General features: G+C 69.7%; 15 protein-coding genes. 8 read left to right on the top strand and 7 right to left on the bottom strand.

The genetic code is table 11. From position 1 onward, the window contains the following. Window positions 1-9: 9 nt before the first annotated feature. Window positions 10-1,293, bottom strand: coding sequence for a glycerate kinase type-2 family protein (locus V6M56_RS03370; RefSeq protein ID WP_442881070.1), 1,284 nt, complete (start codon window positions 1,291-1,293; stop codon window positions 10-12). A 164-nt stretch (window positions 1,294-1,457) separates the two neighbouring features. Here V6M56_RS03370 and V6M56_RS03365 point away from each other — a divergent pair, with 164 nt between their 5' ends. Both V6M56_RS03365 and V6M56_RS03360 read left to right on the top strand, forming a co-directional pair. Continuing rightward, entirely contained in the window at window positions 1,458-2,231 is a 774-nt protein-coding gene (locus V6M56_RS03365) for an N-formylglutamate amidohydrolase (protein WP_332681220.1), read from the top strand. Window positions 2,232-2,310: 79 nt separating this feature from the next. Continuing rightward, window positions 2,311-2,553 (top strand): DUF2312 domain-containing protein, encoded by a 243-nt coding sequence (locus V6M56_RS03360; protein WP_152011935.1) that lies wholly within the window; start codon window positions 2,311-2,313, stop codon window positions 2,551-2,553. Window positions 2,554-2,635: 82 nt separating this feature from the next. Here the strand turns inward: V6M56_RS03360 and V6M56_RS03355 are convergent, their stop codons facing one another. Next, on the bottom strand, window positions 2,636-3,241 hold the full coding sequence (locus V6M56_RS03355; protein ID WP_332681210.1) for an FMN-dependent NADH-azoreductase: 606 nt from the start codon (window positions 3,239-3,241) through the stop codon (window positions 2,636-2,638). 113 nt (window positions 3,242-3,354) lie between these two features. Between V6M56_RS03355 and V6M56_RS03350 the strand changes: the two genes are divergently transcribed. Next, complete coding sequence (locus tag V6M56_RS03350) at window positions 3,355-4,344, top strand: LysR family transcriptional regulator (RefSeq protein WP_332681209.1); 990 nt, start codon at window positions 3,355-3,357, stop codon at window positions 4,342-4,344. Between the two features lie 137 nt (window positions 4,345-4,481). After that, window positions 4,482-5,090, top strand: coding sequence for a glutathione S-transferase family protein (locus tag V6M56_RS03345; RefSeq protein ID WP_332681207.1), 609 nt, complete (start codon window positions 4,482-4,484; stop codon window positions 5,088-5,090). Between the two features lie 84 nt (window positions 5,091-5,174). On the opposite strand, the gene V6M56_RS03340 is transcribed toward V6M56_RS03345, so the two are convergent. The 5 genes from V6M56_RS03340 to V6M56_RS03320 all read right to left on the bottom strand — a co-directional run bounded on the left by V6M56_RS03340 (window position 5,175) and on the right by V6M56_RS03320 (window position 15,124). Next, window positions 5,175-8,324 carry an efflux RND transporter permease subunit gene (locus V6M56_RS03340; RefSeq protein WP_332681205.1) on the bottom strand — a complete coding sequence of 1,050 codons (3,150 nt, stop codon included), beginning with the start codon at window positions 8,322-8,324 and terminating at the stop codon, window positions 5,175-5,177. Window positions 8,325-8,327: 3 nt separating this feature from the next. Next, window positions 8,328-9,488, bottom strand: coding sequence for an efflux RND transporter periplasmic adaptor subunit (locus V6M56_RS03335; protein WP_442881069.1), 1,161 nt, complete (start codon window positions 9,486-9,488; stop codon window positions 8,328-8,330). Window positions 9,489-9,629: 141 nt separating this feature from the next. After that, the gene (locus tag V6M56_RS03330; protein ID WP_332681201.1) at window positions 9,630-11,417 is read right to left on the bottom strand and encodes a peptidoglycan L,D-endopeptidase MepK; all 1,788 of its coding nucleotides are present in this window, start codon (window positions 11,415-11,417) and stop codon (window positions 9,630-9,632) included. 181 nt (window positions 11,418-11,598) lie between these two features. Next, entirely contained in the window at window positions 11,599-13,497 is a 1,899-nt protein-coding gene (locus V6M56_RS03325; protein ID WP_332681199.1) for a L,D-transpeptidase scaffold domain-containing protein, read from the bottom strand. 136 nt (window positions 13,498-13,633) lie between these two features. Next, window positions 13,634-15,124, bottom strand: coding sequence for a sigma-54-dependent transcriptional regulator (locus V6M56_RS03320; protein ID WP_332681197.1), 1,491 nt, complete (start codon window positions 15,122-15,124; stop codon window positions 13,634-13,636). A gap of 238 nt (window positions 15,125-15,362) precedes the next feature. Here V6M56_RS03320 and V6M56_RS03315 point away from each other — a divergent pair, with 238 nt between their 5' ends. From V6M56_RS03315 to purL, 4 genes are all read left to right on the top strand, one after another. Then, a complete protein-coding gene (locus tag V6M56_RS03315) occupies window positions 15,363-17,219 on the top strand; it encodes a M3 family oligoendopeptidase (protein ID WP_332681195.1) in 1,857 nt (618 codons plus the stop codon). 16 nt (window positions 17,220-17,235) lie between these two features. Beyond that, entirely contained in the window at window positions 17,236-18,150 is a 915-nt protein-coding gene (locus tag V6M56_RS03310) for a methyltransferase domain-containing protein (protein WP_332681194.1), read from the top strand. Then, on the top strand, window positions 18,147-18,584 hold the full coding sequence (locus V6M56_RS03305) for an acyl-CoA thioesterase (RefSeq protein ID WP_332681192.1): 438 nt from the start codon (window positions 18,147-18,149) through the stop codon (window positions 18,582-18,584). The genes V6M56_RS03310 and V6M56_RS03305 overlap by 4 nt, the downstream gene beginning before the upstream one ends. A 95-nt stretch (window positions 18,585-18,679) precedes the next feature. Next, the coding region (gene purL, locus V6M56_RS03300; protein WP_332681191.1) for a phosphoribosylformylglycinamidine synthase subunit PurL at window positions 18,680-20,601 on the top strand (1,922 nt) is incomplete at its 3' end.

Here is a 20,601-nt window from a genome sequence, read left to right as displayed (position 1 = left end):
AGGTCAAGGTCATGGGGAGGTCAAGGTCGGGTCGATCAGGATCACGCGGCAATCGTTGACATTGGTCAGGGTCGGGCCGGTTCGCAGCAGGTCGCCGAGACCAGAGAAGAAGCCGGTCGAATCGTTGTCGCGCAGGCAAAAGGCGGGATCGAGGCCAAGATCGCGGGCGCGGGCCAGCGTCGTCTCGTCGACGATGGCGCCGGCCGGGTCGCTCGCCTCGCCGCCGCCGCCATCGGTGCCGTCGGTGTCGCCGGCGAGCGCGACGATCCCCGGCTCGCCGGCGAGAGCGATGGCGAGTGCCAGCGCGTATTCCTGGTTCGGCCCGCCGCGGCCGGCGCCGGCGATGGTGACGGTGAGCTCGCCGCCGGAGATCAGCGCCGCGCGCCGGCCGGCGGCCTTCAGTTCCAGGGCGCGCGCCGCCTGCGCCTGCGCGACCTCGCGCGCCTCGCCTTCGAGATCGGGGCCGAGATCGACCGGCTCGTAGCCGGCGGCGCGGGCGGCCGCCACGGCTGCGGCGATGGCGTCGGCCGGGCGGGCCACGATGCGGTAGTCGCTCCGCGCGAAGGCGGGGTGGCCGGGCTTGGGCGTCTCGCTGGCGTCGTCGGCGAGCAAGGCCTGCGCCGCCGGCGGCAGCTTCAGCCCGTAGCGCGCGACGATGGCACGGGCGTCCGCCATCGTGCTCGGATCCGGCACGGTCGGTCCGGACGCGATGGCCGCGGGATCGTCATGCGGCACGTCGGAAACCGCGAGCGTCAGCAGGCGGGCAGGGGCCGCGGCCAGCGCCAGCCGGCCGCCCTTGATGCGCGAGAGCCGCTTGCGGACGATGTTCATCTCGCCGATCGGCGCGCCCGAGCGCAGCAGCGCCTTGTTGACCGCCTGCTTCTCGGCCAGCGTCAGCGCGCCGGCCGGCGCGACCCAGTTGGCCGAGCCGCCGCCGGAGAGCAGGACGAGGACGAGATCGTCGGCGGTGGCGCCATCGGCGAGCGCGAGCGCGCGCTCGGCGCTGGCGATGCTGCCCTCGTCGGGCACCGGATGGCCGGCCGCGAGCATCGGCACATGCCGGGTCGCCGTCTCGTAGCCATGGCGGGCGACGGCGTGGCCGAGCAGGCGCTCGGCGGCCAAGCCCAGCGTGTCGAGATAATGCGCCTCGGCGAGCGCCGTCATGCTGCCGGCCGCCTTGCCCGCCGCAAGCAGGATCAGCCGCCCGCTCTCAGGCGGCGCCGGCAGATGCCCGGCTAGCCAGGAGGCGGGATGGGCACGCGCCACGGCGGCGTCGAAGATCGCCCGCGCCACCTTGCGTCGTTGTCCGATTGCATCGCCAGGCTGTTGCAAATCGTCCGCCTTCCCGCGAATCCCGTGGTACCAATCGACTTTCGCCCCAGCCCCTTCTATGTCGCTGACGCGCGGGCGTCACCCGCGATTTGCTGATCGATTCCGAGGGCGGGATGGGTGCGGACATGGCCTTGCCGAACGGTGCTCCCTCGCTGCGGCCCGGCGAGGTCGAGATCATCCCGGGCGACCCGGCGACCGGTGTCCTGCTGCTCTGCGACCACGCCAGCAACGCGATCCCGCCGGAGCTCGCTGCGCTCGGCCTGCCGCCACAGCAACTCGAACGCCATATCGCCTACGACATCGGCGCGGCCGAGATGACCCGCGCCATGGCGGCCGCGCTCGGCGCGCCGGCGGTGCTGAGCAACTTCTCCCGGCTGCTGATCGACCCCAATCGCGGACGCGACGACCCGACCTTGGTGATGCGCGTCTCCGACGGAGCCATCGTGCCGGGCAATGCCCGGATCGACGAGGCCGGCATCGCCGAGCGGATCATGCGCTATTACGCGCCCTATGACGCCGCCATCGACGCGGCGGTCGCGGCGGCGCTGGCGGCCGGGCAGCCACCGGCGATCGTCTCGCTGCATTCCTTCACGCCGTTCTGGAAGGGCGTGCCGCGGCCCTGGCATGCCGGCGTGCTCTGGGACCGGGAAGGCCGGCTGGCGCAGGCGCTGATCGCGGCGCTGCAGGCGGAGGGCGACCTGATCGTCGGCGACAACGAGCCCTATAATGGCGGCCTGCCCGGCGACACCATCGACCGCCACGCCACCCGGCGCGGCCTGCTCGATGCGCTGGTCGAGATCCGGCAGGACCTGATCGGCGAGCCGCACGCTGCCCGCGCCTGGGGCCGGCGGCTGGCGCGGCTGCTGCCCGGCAGCCTCGCCGCGGCGCGAGAAATGTGAACTTCGGGCGCTTGCCGCTTGACCTTGCCGGCCATCCGGGCGAACCCCTGCGACCAATTTCCGAAGAAGGGTTTTGAGAATGGACGATCCGGTTGCAGGCGATCAGCTCAAGAGCATCGTGCAGCGCATCGAGCGGCTCGAGGAAGAGAAGAAGACGATCTCCGACGATATCAAGGAGGTCTATTCCGAGGCCAAGGCCAATGGCTACGACGTCAAGGTGCTGCGCAAGGTGATCGCGCTGCGCAAGCGCGACCTCGACGAGCGCAAGGAGGAGGAGGCGATCCTCGACCTCTATCTGCAGGCTGTCGGCGAGAGCGCCTGAGCCACACTATCCGCGAAATGAAAGCGCCGGCCTCGGACATTCCGAGGCCGGCGCTTTTTTATGGCGGCGAAGCCGCTCTGCTTCAGGCGACCAGCTTGAGCTCGGCCTGGGCGGCGCTGATCGACTGCTCGCGGGCCTCGGGGCCGAAGGCGAGCTTCTCGGCGCGAATGAAGGTCACGTCGGTGATGCCGACGAAGCCGAGCAGGGTGCGCAGATGCGGCTCCTGGGAATCCATCGGCTGGGCCGGGCCGCTGCTGTAGAAGCCGCCGCGGCTCTCGACGATGATGGCGCGCTTGCCGGTGAGCAGGCCTTCCGGGCCGGCCTCGGTGTAGCGGAAGGCGATGCCGGCGCGCAGCACGTAGTCGAACCAGGCCTTCAGCGTCGAGGGGATGCCGAAATTATACATCGGCGCGCCGATGACGACGATGTCGGCCGCCTTCAGCTCCTCGAGCAGCTCATCGGACAGCGCCCTGGCCTGCTGCTGCGCGGCATTGGCCGGCTCGCCGCCGCGGATCGCGGTGGCGGCGTCGAGGGTCAGATGCGGAACCGGGCTGGCGCCGAGGTCGCGCTCGACGAGCTTGAGGCCCGGATCCTGCGCGCGCAGGCGGGCGACGGTGGCGTCGATCAGCTGCCGGGAGACGGAAGCGGCGCCGAGAGCGCTGCTGTTGAGAACGAGAACGGTCGACATGGATGCCATCCTGGGGCTGGAACGGAAAACGATGACCGCAAGATAGCGGTTCACCCAGCGCACCAGAATGCGCATAATCAGCACCACGCTGTTGCCAGAACAGGAACGCCTCCATGTCCGAGCTCGACGATATCCGCAGCTTCGTCGCCGTGGTCGACGCCGGCGGCTTCGGTCGGGCGGGCCGCAGTCTCGGCCTGTCCAAATCGATCGTCAGCCGGCGGGTCGCACGGCTCGAGGCCGATCTCGGCACGCGGCTCCTGAGCCGGACGACGCGGGGAGTCAGCCCGACCGAGGCCGGGCTCGAGTTCAAGGCGCGCGGCGAGCGCATCCTCGCCGAACTGAGCGAAGCGCGCGAGGCGGTGGCGCTGCAGGCCGGCGGCGTCACCGGGAGGCTGCGGCTGACGATGCCGCTCACCTTCGGCATCCACCATGTCGCGCCGGTGCTCGCCGTGCTGGCGCAGCGCCATCCGCGCCTCGAGATCGATGTCGAGGCCAGCGATCGCCAGGTCGACCTGATCGGCGAGCGCTTCGACATGGCGATCCGGATCGGCGTGCTCAAGGATTCGAGCCTGGTCGCGCGCAAGATCGCGGCGGTGCGTGGCGCGGTCGTCGGCAGCCCCGACTATTTCGCCCGTCATGGCCGCCCGGGGACCCCGGCGGACCTCGCCGGCCATGACTGCCTGATCTACACCGGCAACGCGATGCCGGACTGGAATTTCCGGGTGAACCGGCGCCTGGTCTCGATCCGGCCGAACGGGCGGCTGCGCTCCGACAGCGGCGATACGCTGCTGCAATGGGCGGAGGCCGGGCTCGGGCTCGCGGCGCTGCCGACCTTCATTTCCGGCGAGGCGATCCGCACCGGCCGGCTGCAGCATGTCTTGTGGGAATATCCGCTGCCGGAAAGCGGGCTTTATGTGGTGCGCCCGCCCGGCGCCTATGTGCCGGGCAAGGTCCGGGTGCTGACCGATCTGCTCGCCGAGCACTTCAGCGGCACGCCGGTCTGGGACCCGTGCCAGGTGGCGCTCGATGCCCATGAGGCCGCCCACCCGGAAGGCGGCGCCGGCGCGGACGAAGCCGCGCACGGCGAGCATCAAGCGGCGTGAGCTGCCACTTCACCGAGCGGACACCGCAAAGACCGGCCAGGTCGCATCAGTCCCCGTGATGTCTGAAATCACGCGAATTCGCGTGGCAAATCCCGCAGCGAGCGGCAGTCTTCGCGCACCTCAAGCCGGAGATCGCGATGCTGCTGGTTGGAATGCTCGACAGCCCCTATGTGCGGCGCGCCGCGATCACCGGGAGCCTGCTGGGGCTCGCATTCGAGCATCGCTCGGTCTCGGTGTTCCGGCACATGCCCGAGTTCAGGGCGATCAACCCGCTGATCAAGGCGCCGACCCTGGTCGCCGATGACGGCACGGTGATCAGCGAATCGCTGCTGATCATCCAGCATTTCGAGGATGTCGCCGGGCGTTCCCTGCGCCCGGCCGAGCCGGCGGCGCGGGTCCGCGATCTCAGCCTGACCGGCATCGGCATCGTCGCCGCCGACAAGGCCGTCGGCGTCGAGTACGAGCGCAAGCGGCCGGAGGAACGGCGCTACGCCAACTGGCAGGAGCGCATCCTGTCTCAGCTCCACACCGCGCTCGACCTGCTCGACCAGGCGGCGAAGCGCGGCGAACTCGGCGCCGGGCCGGCGCTCGCGCCCGGCGACATCGCGGCGGCGATCGCCTGGGGCTTCTGCCGCTTCGTCATCCCCGAATTCGTCGAGGAGGGTCGCTGGCCGGCGCTCGCCGCGCAGGCGAGGGCCTGCGAGGCGCTGGAGGTGTTCAAGGCCTGGCCGATCGACCGGGAGTGAGCGCAGCGGCTGCCGTCGTTCCGGGCTCGGCCCTCACGGGCCGCCCCGGAATGACGCGGCGGTTCTGCCGAAAATCGGAAGGACCTATTCTCCCGATGCCGCTGCCGGCTTCTCGACCGGTTTCGTCGAGGGCCGCAGCCGCTCGCGCAGCGCCTGGAAGACGACATAGAGCACCGGGATCAGGAAGACGCCGATCACCGCAGAGGCGATCATGCCACCGAAGACCGGCGTGCCGACATTGCGCCTGGCCAGGCGCGACGGCCCCTCGGCGATGACGAGCGGCAGCAGGCCGAGGATGAAGGCGAGCGAGGTCATCATCACCGGCCGGAAGCGCAGGCGCGCGCCCAGCGTCGCCGCCTCGAGCAGCGGCAGCCCCTTCTCGCGCTGTTCCTTGGCGAACTCGACGATCAGGATGCCGTTCTTGGCGGCGAGGCCGATCAGCACGACGATGCCGATCTGGGCATAGAGATCGAGCGTCAGGCCGCCGAGCACGATGCCGATGAAGGCGCCGAGCACGCCGACCGCGACCGAGAGCAGGACGGGCACGGGGATCGTCCAGCTCTCATAGAGCGCGACCAGGAAGAGGTAGGCGAAGAGCAGGGCGAAGGCGAGGATCATCCCGGTCTGGCCCTCGGCCCGCTTCTCCTGGAAGGAGACGTCCGTCCAGTCGCCGCGATAGCCGGCGGGAAGCGTCTTCGCCGCGACCTGCTCCATGGCCGCCAGGGCCTGGCCGGAGGAGACGCCGGGAGCCGGCGTGCCCTGGATGGTGACCGCGAGGCGGTTGTTGTAGCGGATCAGCGCCTGCGGGCCGACGACCATGCGGACCTCGAGCAGGCTGCGGAGCGGAATCATGCTGCCGTCGCGGCTGCGGACATTGATGCGGTAGATGTCGTCGACCGAGGCGCGGTCGACACCCTCGGCCTGGACCTGGACCTGCCAGGTGCGGCCGAACAGGTTGATGTCGTTGACATAATATCCGCCGAGCGAGGCCTGCAGCGACTGGAACAGCGCGCTGAGCTCGACGCCGAGGATCTGGACCTTGTCGCGGTCGATGTCGAGGAAGATCGAGGGCGTCGAATCCGAGAAGGTCGAGAAGACCCGGCGCAGCTGCGGGTCCTGGTTAGCGGCGATCGTCAGCCCGCGCAGGGTGCGCGCCAGCGCCTTGGGGTCGGAGCCGCCCATGTCCTGCAGCACATAGGTGAAACCGCCGCCGGTGCCGAGGCCGACGATCGGCGGCGGCGCGATCGGCACGACAGCCCCGCCGCGCACCGCCCGCAGCTTCTGGGAGAGGCGGGCGATGACCGCGTCGGCGCTCTGGTCGGCGCCCTTGCGGTCGGCGAAGGGCTTCAGCGAGACGAGGAAGAAACCGGAATTGGACTGGGAATTACCGTCGATGAAGTTCAGGCCGACGATCGTCGAATAATCCTCGACCGTGGGCTCGGCCTTGAGGATGGCCTCGACCTCGGCGGCGACGGCCGCGGTGCGGCCGACCGAGGCGCCGTCGGGCAATTGCGCGACGACGAAGAAGGCGCCCTGATCGTCCTCCGGCAGGAAGCCGGTCGGGGTGATCCGCCCCATGGCGTAGATCGCGGCGCCGAAGGCTGCGGTCAGCACCAGGCTGATCATGGAGATGCGCACCAGCCGGGCGACGGTGTCGCCATAGCGGTCGCGCGTCCAGTCGATGCCGCGCATGACATGGCCGAGCGGGCCGCGGCGCGGGCCTTGATGCCGCTTGAGCAGCACGCCGCAAAGCGCTGGCGACAGGGTCAGCGCGTTGATCGCAGAGATCAGCATCGCGACCGCGACCGTGACGGCGAACTGGCGGAAGAGCTCGCCGGAAATACCGGGGATGAAGGCGACAGGCACGAAGACCGAGAGCAGGACCAGGGTGATCGCGATGATCGGCGCGACGATCTCGCCCATTGCGAGCTTGGTCGCCTCGGCCGGCGAGAGCTCGGGACGCTCCTCCATCACGCGCTCGACGTTCTCGACGACGACGATCGCGTCGTCGACGACGATGCCGATGGCGAGCACGATCGCCAGCAACGAGACCGTGTTGGCGGAATAGCCGATGGCGTTGAGGACGATGAAGGTGCCGACAAGGCTGACCGGGACGGCGAAGGTCGGGATCAGGGTGGCGCGGAAGCTGCCGAGGAACAGGAAGACGACGACGATGACGAGGATGAAGGCCTCGATCAGGGTCTTCTGGACCTCCTCGATCGTCGCGGTGACGAAGGCGGTCGGATCGTAGGTGACCTTCCAGGCGAGGTCGTCCGGGAAGTTGCGGGCGAGATCGCCCACCGTCTTCTTGACCGCGTCGAGGGCGGCGATGGCATTTGCGCCGGGCGACTGGTAGATGCCGATCAGCACGGCGGGGCCGCCGTTGAGGCGGGTTTCGCGGTCGAGATTGGCGGCGCCGAGCTCGATGCGCGCGACATCGGAAAGACGCAGCACCGAACCGTCGGGGTTCGTGCGCACCACGATCTTCTCGAATTCCTGCGGCGAGCTCAGCCGGCCCTTGGTCTGGATGTTGAGCTGGAGCTGCTGGTCGTCGGAGATCGGGCGCGCGCCAATGCGGCCGACCGCGGCCTGGGTGTTCTGCGACTGGATCGCGTTGATGATGTCGCCGGTGGTCAGGCCGAGCCCGGTCAGGGCGTCGGTGCGGACCCAGGCGCGCATCGAGTAGTCCTGGGCGCCGAAGAGCGAGGCGTCGCCGACGCCGGGGGTCGAGCGGATCGAGTCAAGCAGGTTGATCGTGGTGTAGTTCGAGACGAACAGGTTGTCGTAGGTCTTCTTCGGCGAATAGACGGCGATGACGCCGAGCAGCGCGGAGGATTGCTTCTTTACCGTGACGCCCGAGCGCTTGACCTCCTCGGGCAGCTTCGACAGCGCGATCTGGACGCGGTTGTTGACGTTGACGGTGTTGATGTCGGGGTTGGTGCCGAGCTCGAACGAGATCTTGAGCGAATAGCTGCCGTCATTGCCGCTGACGCTCTTCATGTAGATCATCTTGTCGGTACCGACGATCTGCGCCTCCAGGGGCTGCGCGACTGTCGCCTCGACCACGGCGGCCGAGGCGCCGGGGTAGGAGGTCGTCACCGAAACCTGCGGCGGCACGATGTCAGGGTATTGCGCGACCGGAATCGCGAAAAGCGAGAGCAGGCCGGCGATGACCGTGACGACCGCGATGACGATGGCCAGGCGCGGCCGGTCGACGAAGACGGAGGTGAACATGCCTCAGCTCCGGCCGGCCGGCGGCGGCGCAACGGGGGAGGCGAGGACCGGGGTGCCGGGCCGCAGGCCCTGGAGCCCCTGGACCACGATCTGCTCGCCCCCATTCAGGCCCTCGTTGACCACGACATAGGCGCCGGCCTCGGCGCCGACTTTCAGGCGCTTGACCACGGCCTTGCCATCCTCGACCACGAAGACATAGGCGCCCTGCTGGTCGGCGATCAGTGCTGCCTGCGGCACCAGGACCTTGTCGACGGGCTTTTCGGCATGGACGGCGACATTGACCAGGGTTCCGTCGATCAGCCTGCCCTTGGGGTTGGGTACGACCGCCCTGACCAGCACCGTGTCGGTGGCGCGGTCGACCGAGACGTCTACGAAGTCGATCGTGCCCTGCTGCTCATAGGTCGAGCCGTCGGAAAAGCGCAGCGTGACCTTCGGCCCGGTCGTGCCGGCATCGACGCGATTATGGCCGAAGCTGACGAATTCGCGCTGGCTGACCGGGAAATTCACGTACATCGGGTCTTCGCTGACGATCAGCGCCAGCGCGCCGCTATCGGGCGAGACGACGTTGCCCTTGGTCAGCTTGGTGCGGCCGATCCGTCCGGCGATGGGCGAGGTGATCTCGGTATAGCCGAGATTGATCTCCGCGATCTTCAGATTGGCGGCGGCAGTGGTGGCCGAGCCCTGCGCGGCCGTCTCGTCGGCGACGCGCTGGTCGCGCACCGCGACCGAGCCGGCATTGGTGCGCAGCAGGTCCTCGGCGCGCTGGCGCTGGGTGGTGGCGTTCTGCAGCGTGCCCTGGGCACTCTCCAGCGCGCCGCGAGCCTGATCGACGGCGGCCTCGAAGGGCGGCTTCTCGATCTGGAAGAGCGGCGCGCCTTCCTTCACCGAATCTCCGTCGCGGAACAGGACCTTCTCGAGAAAGCCGGTGACGCGGGCCCTGATCTCGACCCGGTTGATCGCCTCGATGCGGCCGACGAAATCGGCGGTGCGCTCGATCGCGCGCTTTTCCGCGGGCGTGGTGCCGACGGGGATGGCCGCCGGCTGCGCCGGCTGGGCGAGGGGCGCGGCTGCGGGGGCGAGCACGGCGAGGCCCGAGATCAGCAAAATGCCCAGTCGGGGCAGAGACCTGGAACGCAGGAATCTCGCAACCAGCCCGTTCCGCATGAAAGTCCCCTTCCCGTAGGCATAGGCACCGGCATCACCCGCCACGATCGCGGCAGAGGCATCCTGCGCGAAATCGCCGGGCGGCGCCATGCCGCAGGGTTAGGAAATTCGGCGCCGGCGGGCAAGCCGGCCGAGAGCGCCTCAGTTCTGCACGAAGGTGGTCGGCAGCGCGCGCACGGCCGGGCCGCTGAAGCTGCTGGTCTTGAGGTCGTTCGGGGCGGCGGTGAAGCCGAGCGCGGCGGCCGGGCTCGGCCCGGCGACCCAGCCCTTGGCCTGCAGGTCGGTGACCTTGGCCTTGGCCGTGGCGACGCCGGTCCGGCGGGCCGGCGCGGAAGGCAGGGCGGCGGTGGCGAAGAGCGTGTCGAGGCCGGCCCGGTCGGCATCGTATTCGGCGGCGATCGGCGTGCGCGCCTCGGCCGCGGCCGGTTCGACGGCGCGCCGCTGCGGCTCGCCCGGGGCGCGGGGCCGGATCGGCGGCGACGGATGCGAGACGTTGACGAAGCGGGCGCCGGCGGGAATGGCTGCACTCTCCGTCTCGGTGCCCGGGCGCAGGGCTTCCGGCGCCAGGCTGGCGAGGACGACGGGGCGTGTCGGCGGCAGCGGCGCCGCAACCGGACGGCCGGCGACGATGTTGTCGAGGACCGGGGCCGGCAGGTCGCCCGGCCGGCGCGGCGGCAGCGAGGCCAGGATCAGCTTCTGCTCGGTGGCGGGCAGCGGCAGTGCCGCTGCCTCGGCGGCCAGCGCCGCCAGCTGCGTCGAGCCGGCGGGTGCGGCCGGCGGCGGCGGCGTCAGGCCATTGGGGCGCGCGACCGGGAATGCGGTGGAAATCGGGCTGGGCTTCGGCGGCTCGGCCGGTTGCGGAGGAAGCGCCGCGACCTGCGTCTCGGCCGGCGCCGGTGCAACTGCGGGTGCTGCCGGCGCGGTCGTCGTCGCCCGGTCCGAGCGCTCGCGCAGCAGGGTGCGGCCGGTCGCCTCGGGCTGGGCGGATTGGTTGAAGACGGCGAAGCGGCCGCCATCGCCGCTGTTGCTGTCGCCGGCATAGGCCATCACGGTGGGCTGCGGCGTCGGCGCGCGCCGGGCCGCGGCGCGGCCGCGGGTCGGACGGGCATCCGCCTCCTCGTCGTCGCCGCCGAACAGCGCTGCCCAGAAGCCCTTGCCGCCCGAGGCGATGATCGCGCCCTCGTCGAGGTCGGCGGCGGCATAGCCCATCACCGCGCCGCCGCCGGCCATGATCTCGGCCTTGGCGACCTCGTAGCCGCTGAGCGGCTTGCCATCGGCCGGCAGGTGCACGGTCTTCTCATCCGGGAACAGACGGACAAGCTGGCTGCGCGTCATGCGTGGCCAGGAGCGCACCGAGCCGGCGTCGAGATGGACGAAGGGCGTATGGGCGCCGGGGTAGAAGCCGACGCCGCCGCGCTGCAGCCGCATGCCGACTTCGCGGATCTTCGCCGTCGGCGTGTCGGGCAGGTAGAAGTCCATCGCCTTGCCGAGCGTGTGCTGGCTGTGCTTGGCGACGCCGCGCGAGCGCCGGCGCAGCATCGAGTTGGTGCCGGGCGAGCGGTAGGCCGAGACGACGTGGAAAGGCTGCTCGGAGCCGACCTTGCGGTGGACTTCCCAGGCAAGGTCGAACAAGCGCGGGTCCATGCGGATCGGCTCGTCGATGCGCCAGTCGCGCATCGCCCAGTTCAGCTTCTCCAGCGCCGCGGAGTCGTAGCGGCCGTCACGCTTGAAGGTGACGGTCGTCTCCTCCTTGGTGTGCATGTGCTTGATGGTGATGGTGCGGGTGTCGCCATTGGCGACGGCGTCCTGCGTGCCGCGAACACCGATGCAGAGGGCGAGCGCGCTTGTCGCGAGGACGGCGCCGGCATGCGCAGCCCGCCCGGAGGGGCGCGGCAGCCGTTTCTTCGTCTCGGCTTTCGACCAGCTCACTCTCTACCTGACCCGTCTCGAAGCGCCGGCGAGCCGGAGCGGTAAACGTGAAGGAACAGTTGCCGAGAAGGCTTAACGACAGGTTACCGGCGGCACAACCGTCCCGCCGGAATTTCGGCAAGCGCGCTGCTGGCTACCCACAGATCATGGCAAAACCGTGCCCGGCGCCCGGGCGCGGGTCTCAGGAGCGCTGCTCGAGGGCGTTCCGGACCAGCCGGTGGACGCCGTAGAGATCGTCAAAGGTCGAAATCCGGCCGGCCCCGTCGACCACGAGCGTGTCGTAGACCAGATGGATCGGCAGCGGCTGCGGCAGCCTGATGGTGCGCTCGCCGGAGCCGATCAGCCGCTTCAGCCGCTCGCTCGTCCATTCCGGGCCGAGCACCAGATCGGCCAGCGCGAACGGGTTCTCGACGCGCACGCAGCCATGGCTGAAGGCGCGCCGGTTGCTGGCGAAAAGGCGGCGGTTCGGCGTGTCGTGCAGGTAGACCGCATGGTCGTTCGGGAACATGAACTTGATCCAGCCGAGCGCATTGCGCTCGCCGGGCGGCTGGCGCACCGAGATCGACTTGCCGCGCCGGGTCACGACATAGCCGCGCTTGGCGGCATAGTCCGGATCGGCGGCGAGCCCCGGCAGGAATTCCTTCTTCAGGATCGAGGGCGGCACGTACCAGGACGGGTTGACGACGACGTATTCCATCTTGTGCGAGAAGATCGGCGTCGCCGATCCGGGCTTGCCGACGATGACGCGGCTCTCGTGCAGGAGCTTGCCGTCGCGCAGCATGCGCATCTTGAATTCCGGCACGTTGACGACGACGTGGCTGGCGCCGAGATCGGCCGGCAGCCAGCGCCAGCGCTCCATCTGCGCGACGATGTCGTTCTCCAGGCCCGCCGCCGGCGGCGAGCCGAGCGCGGCCAGCGTCTGGCTGCCGAGCACGCCGTCGGCGCGCAGGCCGGCCTGCTTCTGGAACTCGGCCAGCGCGATCGCGGTCGAGCGGTCGAAGATCGGCTCCTCGCTGGCGCCGAGCCCGAGCCGGGCGCGCACCAGCGGCACGCGCTCGTCGCGCATGCCGAGCCTGAGCGGCGGGCCGGCCGGCATGCGGACCGCCGGGATCTCTTCCTTGTCGGCGCGCAGATCGGCGAGCTTGGCCTTGAGCCGGCGATAGCCCTCATGCGGGGGATTGTAGGCGGCGAGCACCGCGCCGGGGTCGCCGGCACCGGCAAGCTCCGAGAGCACCTCGGTCGCCGAAGGCAAATCGAGTTCCGGGGTCAGCAGCTTCGACAGGCGGCGCGGGTCGATGCGGCCGCCGCGGGCGTCGCGGGCATAGAGCACGGCCAGCGCCGAGAGCCGGACATCGGCCTCGGCGAGGCGGTCCTTGTCGCTCGCCTCGAAAGCCGGCAGGGCATAGTCGGCCGGGCGCAAGCCGTCCTGGCCGGCGCGGCCGAGCTGGGCGGCGAGCAGCCTGCCGGCGGCGCTCCAGCCCTTGCCGTCGATCCAGAAGGGGTGGTTCTCGTTGGCGGCGTAGGCGGCAAGGATGTCGGCGCGCTCGCGCTGGGCGAGCCGCGGCACGGAAAGCGCCTCCTCGGCCCGCTCGGCGATGCGGCCGGAGAGCTCGAGCCCCGGCGGCAGCGCCACCACGACCTCGGGCAGGGCAGGCGGGGCGATCAGCGGCTCGGCCGGGCGGGCCAGCTGCGGCTGCGTTTTCGGCGCGGGCTTCGCCGCGAGCGCCGGATCGACCGGCGGCATCTCGGGAAGAGGGACGTCGAGCTCGAACTCCTGATCCGCCGGCCGCGGCGTCACGGAAATCGCTCCGGTGACGATCTCGGCGGCTTCGAGCGGGGCGGCGAGCTCGGGTGCGGAACCCGCCGGGCGCAGGTCGAGGACGAGCTCGGGCGGGGCGGGGATGTCGAGCTGCGGCGGGCCGACATCGCCGGCCAGGATGCGCAGCGCCGGCGCCTCAGGCAGCGGCAGGCCGAGCGTCGCGGCCTCGTTGCCTGGGCCTTGTGCAAGCGCGGTAGCGACACCGAGCGCAAGGCCCAGTACGGCGGCGGAGACGGATTCCGCCAGGCGACGAAGGCGCATACTGATTCCCCGTATCCCTGCCGGATCACGCCGATCACTGCGCGAGCCGGTCTGCTTCGACTAGTGCCGCCCTGCAACAGCGGCTTCCATTCGCCCTGACATGTCGGCTCCAGAGCGGGATTTGCCGGTCAGCCGATTAGGCGGCGTCCGCCCCGGCGGAATCGTTGTCGCCGTCGATCAGCCCGTAATCCTTGAGCTTGCGGTAGAGCGTCGAGCGGCCGATGCCGAGCTTGCGCGAGATTTCGGACATGTGGCCGCGGTAATGGGCGAGCGCGAACTTGATGATCTCGCGTTCGAGCTCGTCGAGCGTGCGCATGTCGGAGCCGGCGACGAGGTCGAGCGCGTTGGGATCGCGCACCGGCACCTGGACGATGCGCGGCGGCGCCTCCTCGCGCCGCTCGCCGGAAAGCGGGGCCGGGGCCGGCGGGATGCGGACGTCGAAGCCATCCATCTGTGCGGCGATCTGCGGGAATTCGGCGACGGTGAGTTCGTCGCCATCGGCGAGCACCACGGCGCGGAACATGGCGTTCTCGAGCTGGCGGACATTGCCCGGCCAGTCATAGTCGCCGAGCAGGCCGAGCGCCTCGGCGCCGATGCCGCGCAGCTTCTTGCCTTCCTCGGCGGCGAAGCGGGCGAGGAAGCCGCGGGCGAGGTCGGCGACGTCCTCGCGGCGCTGGCGCAATGGCGGCAGCGTGATCGGGAAGACGTTGAGCCGGTAATACAGGTCCTCGCGGAACTCGCCCTGCTTGACCTGATCCAGCAGGCTCTTGTTGGTCGCCGAGATGATGCGGATGTCGACGCGGACCGATTTCCTGCCGCCGACGGGATCGACCTCGCCCTCCTGGAGGGCGCGCAGCAGCTTGACCTGGGCATCGAGCGGCAATTCGCCGACCTCGTCGAGAAAGAGCGTGCCGCCATTGGCCTCGACGAACTTGCCGATATGGCGCTCGGTCGCGCCGGTGAAGGCGCCCTTCTCATGGCCGAACAGGATCGATTCGACGAGGTTGTGCGGGATCGCGCCGCAATTGACGGTGACGAAGGGCTTGCCGCGGCGGTCGCTCGAACCCTGGATGGCACGGGCGAGCACCTCCTTGCCGACGCCGGATTCGCCTTCCACCAGGACGGGAATGTTCGATTTGGCGGCACGTTCGGCCAGGCGCACGACACGGCCCATATCGGGGCTCTTGCTGGCGAGGTCGCGGAAGCCGAGCTGGCCGGCCGAGCGCCGCTTCATGTAGCGGATCTCGTGCTCGAGCGCGCCGAGCTTCAGCGCATTCTTGAGCGAGACCTGCAGGCGCTCGGCGCCGACCGGCTTGACCACGAAATCGACGGCACCGGCCCGCATCGCCGAAACCACGGTCTCGATCGAGCCGTTCGCGGTCTGCACGATCACCGGCGTCGCGACGCCGCGCTCGCGCAGGGCGGCGAGCACCGCCATGCCGTCGCGGCCCGGCATCACCAGATCGAGCACCAGGCAGTCGACGCGCTGCGATTCGTCGCCGAGCAGAGCGAGCGCCTGCTCACCGCCCTCGGCGGTCAGCACCTCGTAGCCGAAGCGCTTGAGCATCGCGTCGAGCAGCCGGCGCTGTACGGGATCGTCGTCGACGACGAGGATGGTGGCGGACATGAACCCTCGGCAGGCCAGGCAGTTGAGCAATTGAACGGAAGCACTGTTCCGTTTCGGGTCACTGTCGGGGACAAGGGTTAAGCCGCGCTTAAGGCGGCCGGCGCGGTGCAGAGCTGCGGCGCCGTCATGGCCGCGCAATTCCGTGCCGGCAGGCTCCGCTTTGCCGACGCGGCGTTGATCGCGCGGCCTTGTCCGCGCATATGGGGTGGAACGGTTTCGCCAGAAAGGTGCCTTTGACATGACGACCGCTCTCGACGGGACGATCGCCGCCAGGGTCGCAAGGAGCGCTGCCGGCAGCGCCGCCAAGGCCGACAAGGCGCTCGGCGCGCTGCCGGAGTGGAACCTGGCGCATCTCTATCCGGCGACGGATTCAGCCGAGTTCGCCGCCGATCTGGAGCGGGCGCTGGCCGAGGCGCGCGGTTTCGCGGCGCTCTATCGCGGCAAGCTCGCGGCGCTCGCCGAGCGCGGCGACGCCAGCGTCGTGCTGGCCGAGGCGGTCGCGGCCTATGAGAAGCTCGAGGACCTGGTCGGCAAGATCATGTCCTATGCCGGCCTCGTCTATTCCGGCGACACCACCGACCCGCAGCGCGCCAAGTTCTATGGCGACACGCAGGACCGCGTCACGGCGATCTCGACGGAGCTGCTGTTCTTCGGCCTCGAGCTCAATCGGATCGACGCGGCGGTACTGGCCGCCGCTGCGGCGCAGCCGCCGCTCAGCCATTGGAAGCCCTGGATCGAGGATCTGGCCAAGGACAAGCCGCACCAGCTCGAGGACCGGATCGAGGAGCTGTTCCATGAGAAGTCGGTGACCGGGCACGGCGCCTGGAACCGGCTCTTCGACGAGACCATCGCCTCGCTGCGCTTTCAGGTCGGCGGCGAGGAGTTGACGCTCGAGCTGACGCTGAACAAGCTGCAGGATGCCGACGGTGCCGTTCGCCAGCAGGCGGCGGAGGCGCTGGGGACGGTGTTCCGCCAGCATCTGCGCACCTTCGGCCTGATCACCAACACGCTCGCCAAGGACAAGGAGATCTCCGACCGCTGGCGCAAGTTCGAGGATGTCGCCGATTCGCGGCACCTGGCGAACCGGGTCGAGCGCGAGGTGGTCGATGCGCTGGTGGCGGCGGTGCGCGAGGCCTATCCGCGCCTGTCGCATCGCTATTACCGGCTGAAGGCGCGCTGGTTCGGCCAGGAGGTGCTGGACTACTGGGACCGCAACGCGCCGCTGCCGCAGGTCGAGCAGCGGACGATTCCCTGGAGCGAGGCGCGCGACACGGTGCTCGGTGCCTATGGCGACTTCTCGCCGGAGATGGCCGGCATCGCCAGGCGCTTCTTCGACGAGCAATGGATCGACGCGCCGGCGCGGCCGGGCAAGGCGCCGGGCGCGTTTGCTCATCCCACCGTGCCTTCCGCGCACCCTTATGTGCTGGTCAACTATCAGGGCAAGCCGCGTGACGTGATGACCCTCGCCCATGAGCTCGGCCATGGCGTCCATCAGGTGCTGGCCGGGCCAAACGGGGCGCTGATGGCGCCGACGCCGCTGACGCTGGCGGAGACCGCGAGCGTCTTCGGCGAGATGCTGACCTTCCGCAAGCTGCTGAACGGGACGGTCGATCGCAAGCAGCGCAAGGCGATGCTCGCCGCCAAGGTCGAGGACATGATCAACACGGTCGTGCGCCAGATCGCCTTCTACTCCTTCGAGCGCAAGGTCCATGAGGCGCGTCGCTCGGGCGAACTGACGGCGGAGGACCTGTGCGAGCTCTGGATGAGCGTCCAGACCGAGAGCCTCGGGCCGGCGATCAGGCTCGGGCCGGGCTACGAGACCTTCTGGAGCTATATCCCGCACTTCATCCACTCGCCCTTCTACGTCTACGCCTATGCCTTCGGCGACTGCCTGGTGAACTCGCTCTACGGCGTCTACCAGAACTCGGCGCAGGGCTTTCAGGAGCGCTATTTCGCGTTGCTCTCGGCCGGCGGCACCAAGCACCATTCCGAGCTGCTGAAGCCCTTCGGGCTCGACGCCCGCGACCCGGCTTTCTGGCAGATCGGCCTCCGGATGATCGAAGGGCTGATCGTCGAGCTCGAAGGGATGGAATAGAGCCAGGAGCGCGCGGATGAGCTCTCTCGTCTTCGACCGCGCACTCTATCGCCGTCGCCTCGGCCGGGCGCTCGCGGCGGGCTATCCCGATTTCCTGCTGGCGCGCTGCGCCGGCGATCTCGAGGAGCGGCTTTCGGCGGTGCTGCGGCGCTTCGGGCTGGCGGCCGATCTCGGCTCGGCCCTGCCGCTGGCGGCGCCGGCGCTGCGGGGCAAGGCAGAGGCCGTGCTGCGCCTCGCCGAGAACCCGGATGCAGGAGGCGGCTCGGCGGCCGATCTCATCGGCGATCTCGAAGCCCTGCCATTCGCGGCCGCTTCCCTCGATCTCGCCGCCTCGCTGCTCAGCCTGCACGCGGTCAACGACCTGCCGGGCGCGCTCGTCCAGATCCGGCGCAGCCTGCGGCCGGACGGGCTCTTCATCGGCTGCCTGCTCGCCGGGCAGAGCCTGACCGAGCTGCGCCAGGTGCTGCTTTCCGCCGAGGTCGAGGCGACCGGCGGCGCAAGCCCGCGCGTCGCGCCCTTCGCCGATCTGCGCGATCTCGGCAGCCTGCTGCAGCGGGCCGGCTTCGCCTTGCCGGTCGTCGACAGCGAGAGCGTGACGGTGCGCTATGGCGATCTCTTCGCGCTCCTGCGCGACCTGCGCGCCATGGGCTGGGCGAATGCGCTGCTGGAGCGCAGCCGCAAGCCGCTGCGGCGTTCGGTGCTGCTGCGTGCCGCCGAACTCTATGCCGAGCGCTTTTCCGATCCGGATGGACGCCTGCGGGCGACCTTCGAGATCGTCTGGCTCTCGGGCTGGGCGCCGCATGAGAGCCAGCAGAAGCCGCTGCGGCCGGGCTCGGCCAAGGCCAGGCTGGCGGATGCGCTCGGCGTGCCGGAGATCGGCACCGGCGAGAAGCCGGGCGGCGAAAAGACGGGCGGGGAGGGGGAGCGATGAGCGACAAGCCGGTACGCTTGCGGCGGGCCGATTTCCGGCGCTTCCGGGCGATCCCGACGCGCTGGGCCGACAACGACGTCTTCGGTCACGTCAACAATGTGATCTATTACAACTGGTTCGACACGGTGGTGAACGCCTGGCTGATCGAGCAGGGTTTCCTCGATATCGCCGAAAGCCGGATCGTCGGCCTCGTGGTCGGCACGCGTTGCGATTATTTCGAGAGCGTCGCCTTCCCTGAAGTCGTCGAGGGCGCGCTGGCGGTCGAAAGGCTCGGCCGCTCCTCGGTGACCTACCGGATCGGCATCTTCAGGCAGGGCTGCGAGGCGACGGCGGCGCAGGGGCTGTTCACCCATGTCTATGTCGAGCGCGGCGCGCAGAAGCCGGTGCCGATCCCCGAGGGGCTGCGCGCGGCGATGGCGGCGCTCCAACTCTGAAAGCTCGGCTGCAAACGTTGTCTCTCCGCCGGCTTCGGGCTATGCCCCGCCCTGAATGAGCGCTCCGCTCGCCCCTTCCGTCAGGAACAGGTCGCGTGATTCCCAACGACATCAAGATCACCCCCCAACTGGTCGCCGAGCACGGGCTCAAGCCCGACGAGTACCAGCGCTTCCTGCATCTGATCGGGCGCGAGCCGACGGTCACCGAGCTCGGCATCGTCTCGGCGATGTGGAACGAGCACTGCTCGTACAAATCCTCCAAGATTCATCTGAAGACGCTGCCGACCAAGGCGCCCTGGGTGATCCAGGGGCCCGGCGAGAATGCCGGCGTGATCGACATCGGCGACGGGCTCGCGGTGGTCTTCAAGATGGAGAGCCACAACCACCCGTCCTTCATCGAGCCCTATCAGGGCGCGACCACCGGGGTCGGCGGCATCCTGCGCGACGTCTTCACCATGGGGGCGCGGCCGATCGCGGTGCTCGACGCGCTGCGTTTCGGGGATCCGAGCCATCCCAAGACCCGCCATCTGGTCTCTGGCGTCGTCGCCGGCATCGGCGGCTACGGCAATTCCTTCGGCGTGCCCAATGTCGGCGGCGCCACCGGCTTCCACCGGCGCTATGACGGCAACAACCTGGTCAACGCTATGGCCGTCGGCCTCGCCCGCACCGACGAGATCTTCTACGCCAAGGCCTCGGGCGTCGGGAAGGCGATCGTCTATCTCGGCTCCAAGACCGGCCGCGATGGCATCCATGGCGCGACCATGGCCTCGGCCGCCTTCGGCGAAGGCGGCGAGGAGCGGCGCCCGACCGTGCAGGTCGGCGACCCCTTCGCCGAGAAGCTGCTGCTCGAGGCCTGCCTCGAGATCATGGCCGCCGGCCATGTCGATGCGATCCAGGACATGGGCGCAGCCGGCCTGACCTGCTCGGCGGTCGAGATGGGCGCCAAGGGCGATCTCGGCGTCGAGCTCGATCTCGACGCGGTGCCCTGCCGCGAGGAGCAGATGAGCGCCTATGAGATGATGCTCTCGGAGAGCCAGGAGCGCATGCTCATGGTGATCAAGCCCGGCCATGAGGAGCCGGCCGAGGCGATCTTCAGGAAATGGGGGCTCGACTTCGCCGTGGTCGGCAAGACCACCGACAGCCTGCGATTCGTCGTCAAGCACCAGGGCGAGACGATGGCTGATCTGCCGATCAAGGAGCTCGGTGACGAGGCTCCCGAATATGACCGGCCCTGGATCGAGACGCCGGCGCGGCCGGTGCTCGCTGCGGCAAGCGTGACCCAGCCGATGCCGAATGGCGAGGCCCTGCTCAAGCTGGTCGGCTCGCCCGATCTCTGCTCGAAGCGCTGGATCTGGGAGCAGTATGACACCCTGATCCTCGGCAATTCGGCGGTGACGCCGGGTGGCGATGCCGGCATCGTGCGCATCGAGGACGGGCCGAAGGGCCTCGCCATGACCGCCGACGTCAACCCGCGCTATTGCGAGGCCGATCCCTTCGAGGGCGGCAAGCAGGCCGTCGCCGAAGCCTGGCGCAACCTTTCCGCGGTCGGGGCATTGCCGCTCGCCGTCACCGACAACCTGAACTTCGGCAATCCGGAGCGGCCCGAGGTGATGGGCCAGCTCGTCGGCTGCATCCAGGGCATCGGCGAGGCCTGCCGGGCGCTCGACTTCCCCGTCGTCTCCGGCAATGTCTCGCTCTACAACGAGACCAACGGCGTCTCGATCCTGCCGACCCCGACCATCGGCGGCGTCGGCGTGCTCGCCGATGTGACCAAGCACGCGACGATCGGCTTCAAGGCCGAGGGCGAGGCGATCGTCCTGATCGGCGCGACGGCCGGCTGGCTCGGCCAGAGCGCCTATCTCGCGACGATCTGCGGCCGCGAGGAGGGCGCGCCGCCGCCGGTCGATCTTGCCGTCGAGCGCCGCAATGGCGAGTTCGTGCGCGGCCTGATCACGGCCGGGCGGGTTTCAGCCTGCCACGATCTTTCCGATGGCGGGCTGGCCGTGGCGCTGGCCGA

The sequence above is a fragment of the Allobosea sp. genome, from assembly GCF_036675845.1.
GTDB lineage: Bacteria > Pseudomonadota > Alphaproteobacteria > Rhizobiales > Beijerinckiaceae > Allobosea.
This window is presented reverse-complemented; position numbering and strand designations above follow the sequence as displayed.

Excerpts from the sequence above, each read along its gene's own strand:
- V6M56_RS03365 (WP_332681220.1), top strand. The coding sequence starts at position 1,458 with ATGGCCTTGCCGAACGGTGCTCCCTCGCTGCGGCCCGGCGAGGTCGAG.
- V6M56_RS03360 (WP_152011935.1), top strand. The coding sequence starts at position 2,311 with ATGGACGATCCGGTTGCAGGCGATCAGCTCAAGAGCATCGTGCAGCGC.
- V6M56_RS03355 (WP_332681210.1), bottom strand. The coding sequence starts at position 3,241 with ATGTCGACCGTTCTCGTTCTCAACAGCAGCGCTCTCGGCGCCGCTTCC.
- V6M56_RS03350 (WP_332681209.1), top strand. The coding sequence starts at position 3,355 with ATGTCCGAGCTCGACGATATCCGCAGCTTCGTCGCCGTGGTCGACGCC.
- V6M56_RS03345 (WP_332681207.1), top strand. The coding sequence starts at position 4,482 with ATGCTGCTGGTTGGAATGCTCGACAGCCCCTATGTGCGGCGCGCCGCG.
- V6M56_RS03340 (WP_332681205.1), bottom strand. The coding sequence starts at position 8,324 with ATGTTCACCTCCGTCTTCGTCGACCGGCCGCGCCTGGCCATCGTCATC.
- V6M56_RS03335 (WP_442881069.1), bottom strand. The coding sequence starts at position 9,488 with ATGCGGAACGGGCTGGTTGCGAGATTCCTGCGTTCCAGGTCTCTGCCC.
- V6M56_RS03325 (WP_332681199.1), bottom strand. The coding sequence starts at position 13,497 with ATGCGCCTTCGTCGCCTGGCGGAATCCGTCTCCGCCGCCGTACTGGGC.
- V6M56_RS03320 (WP_332681197.1), bottom strand. The coding sequence starts at position 15,124 with ATGTCCGCCACCATCCTCGTCGTCGACGACGATCCCGTACAGCGCCGG.
- V6M56_RS03315 (WP_332681195.1), top strand. The coding sequence starts at position 15,363 with ATGACGACCGCTCTCGACGGGACGATCGCCGCCAGGGTCGCAAGGAGC.
- V6M56_RS03310 (WP_332681194.1), top strand. The coding sequence starts at position 17,236 with ATGAGCTCTCTCGTCTTCGACCGCGCACTCTATCGCCGTCGCCTCGGC.
- V6M56_RS03305 (WP_332681192.1), top strand. The coding sequence starts at position 18,147 with ATGAGCGACAAGCCGGTACGCTTGCGGCGGGCCGATTTCCGGCGCTTC.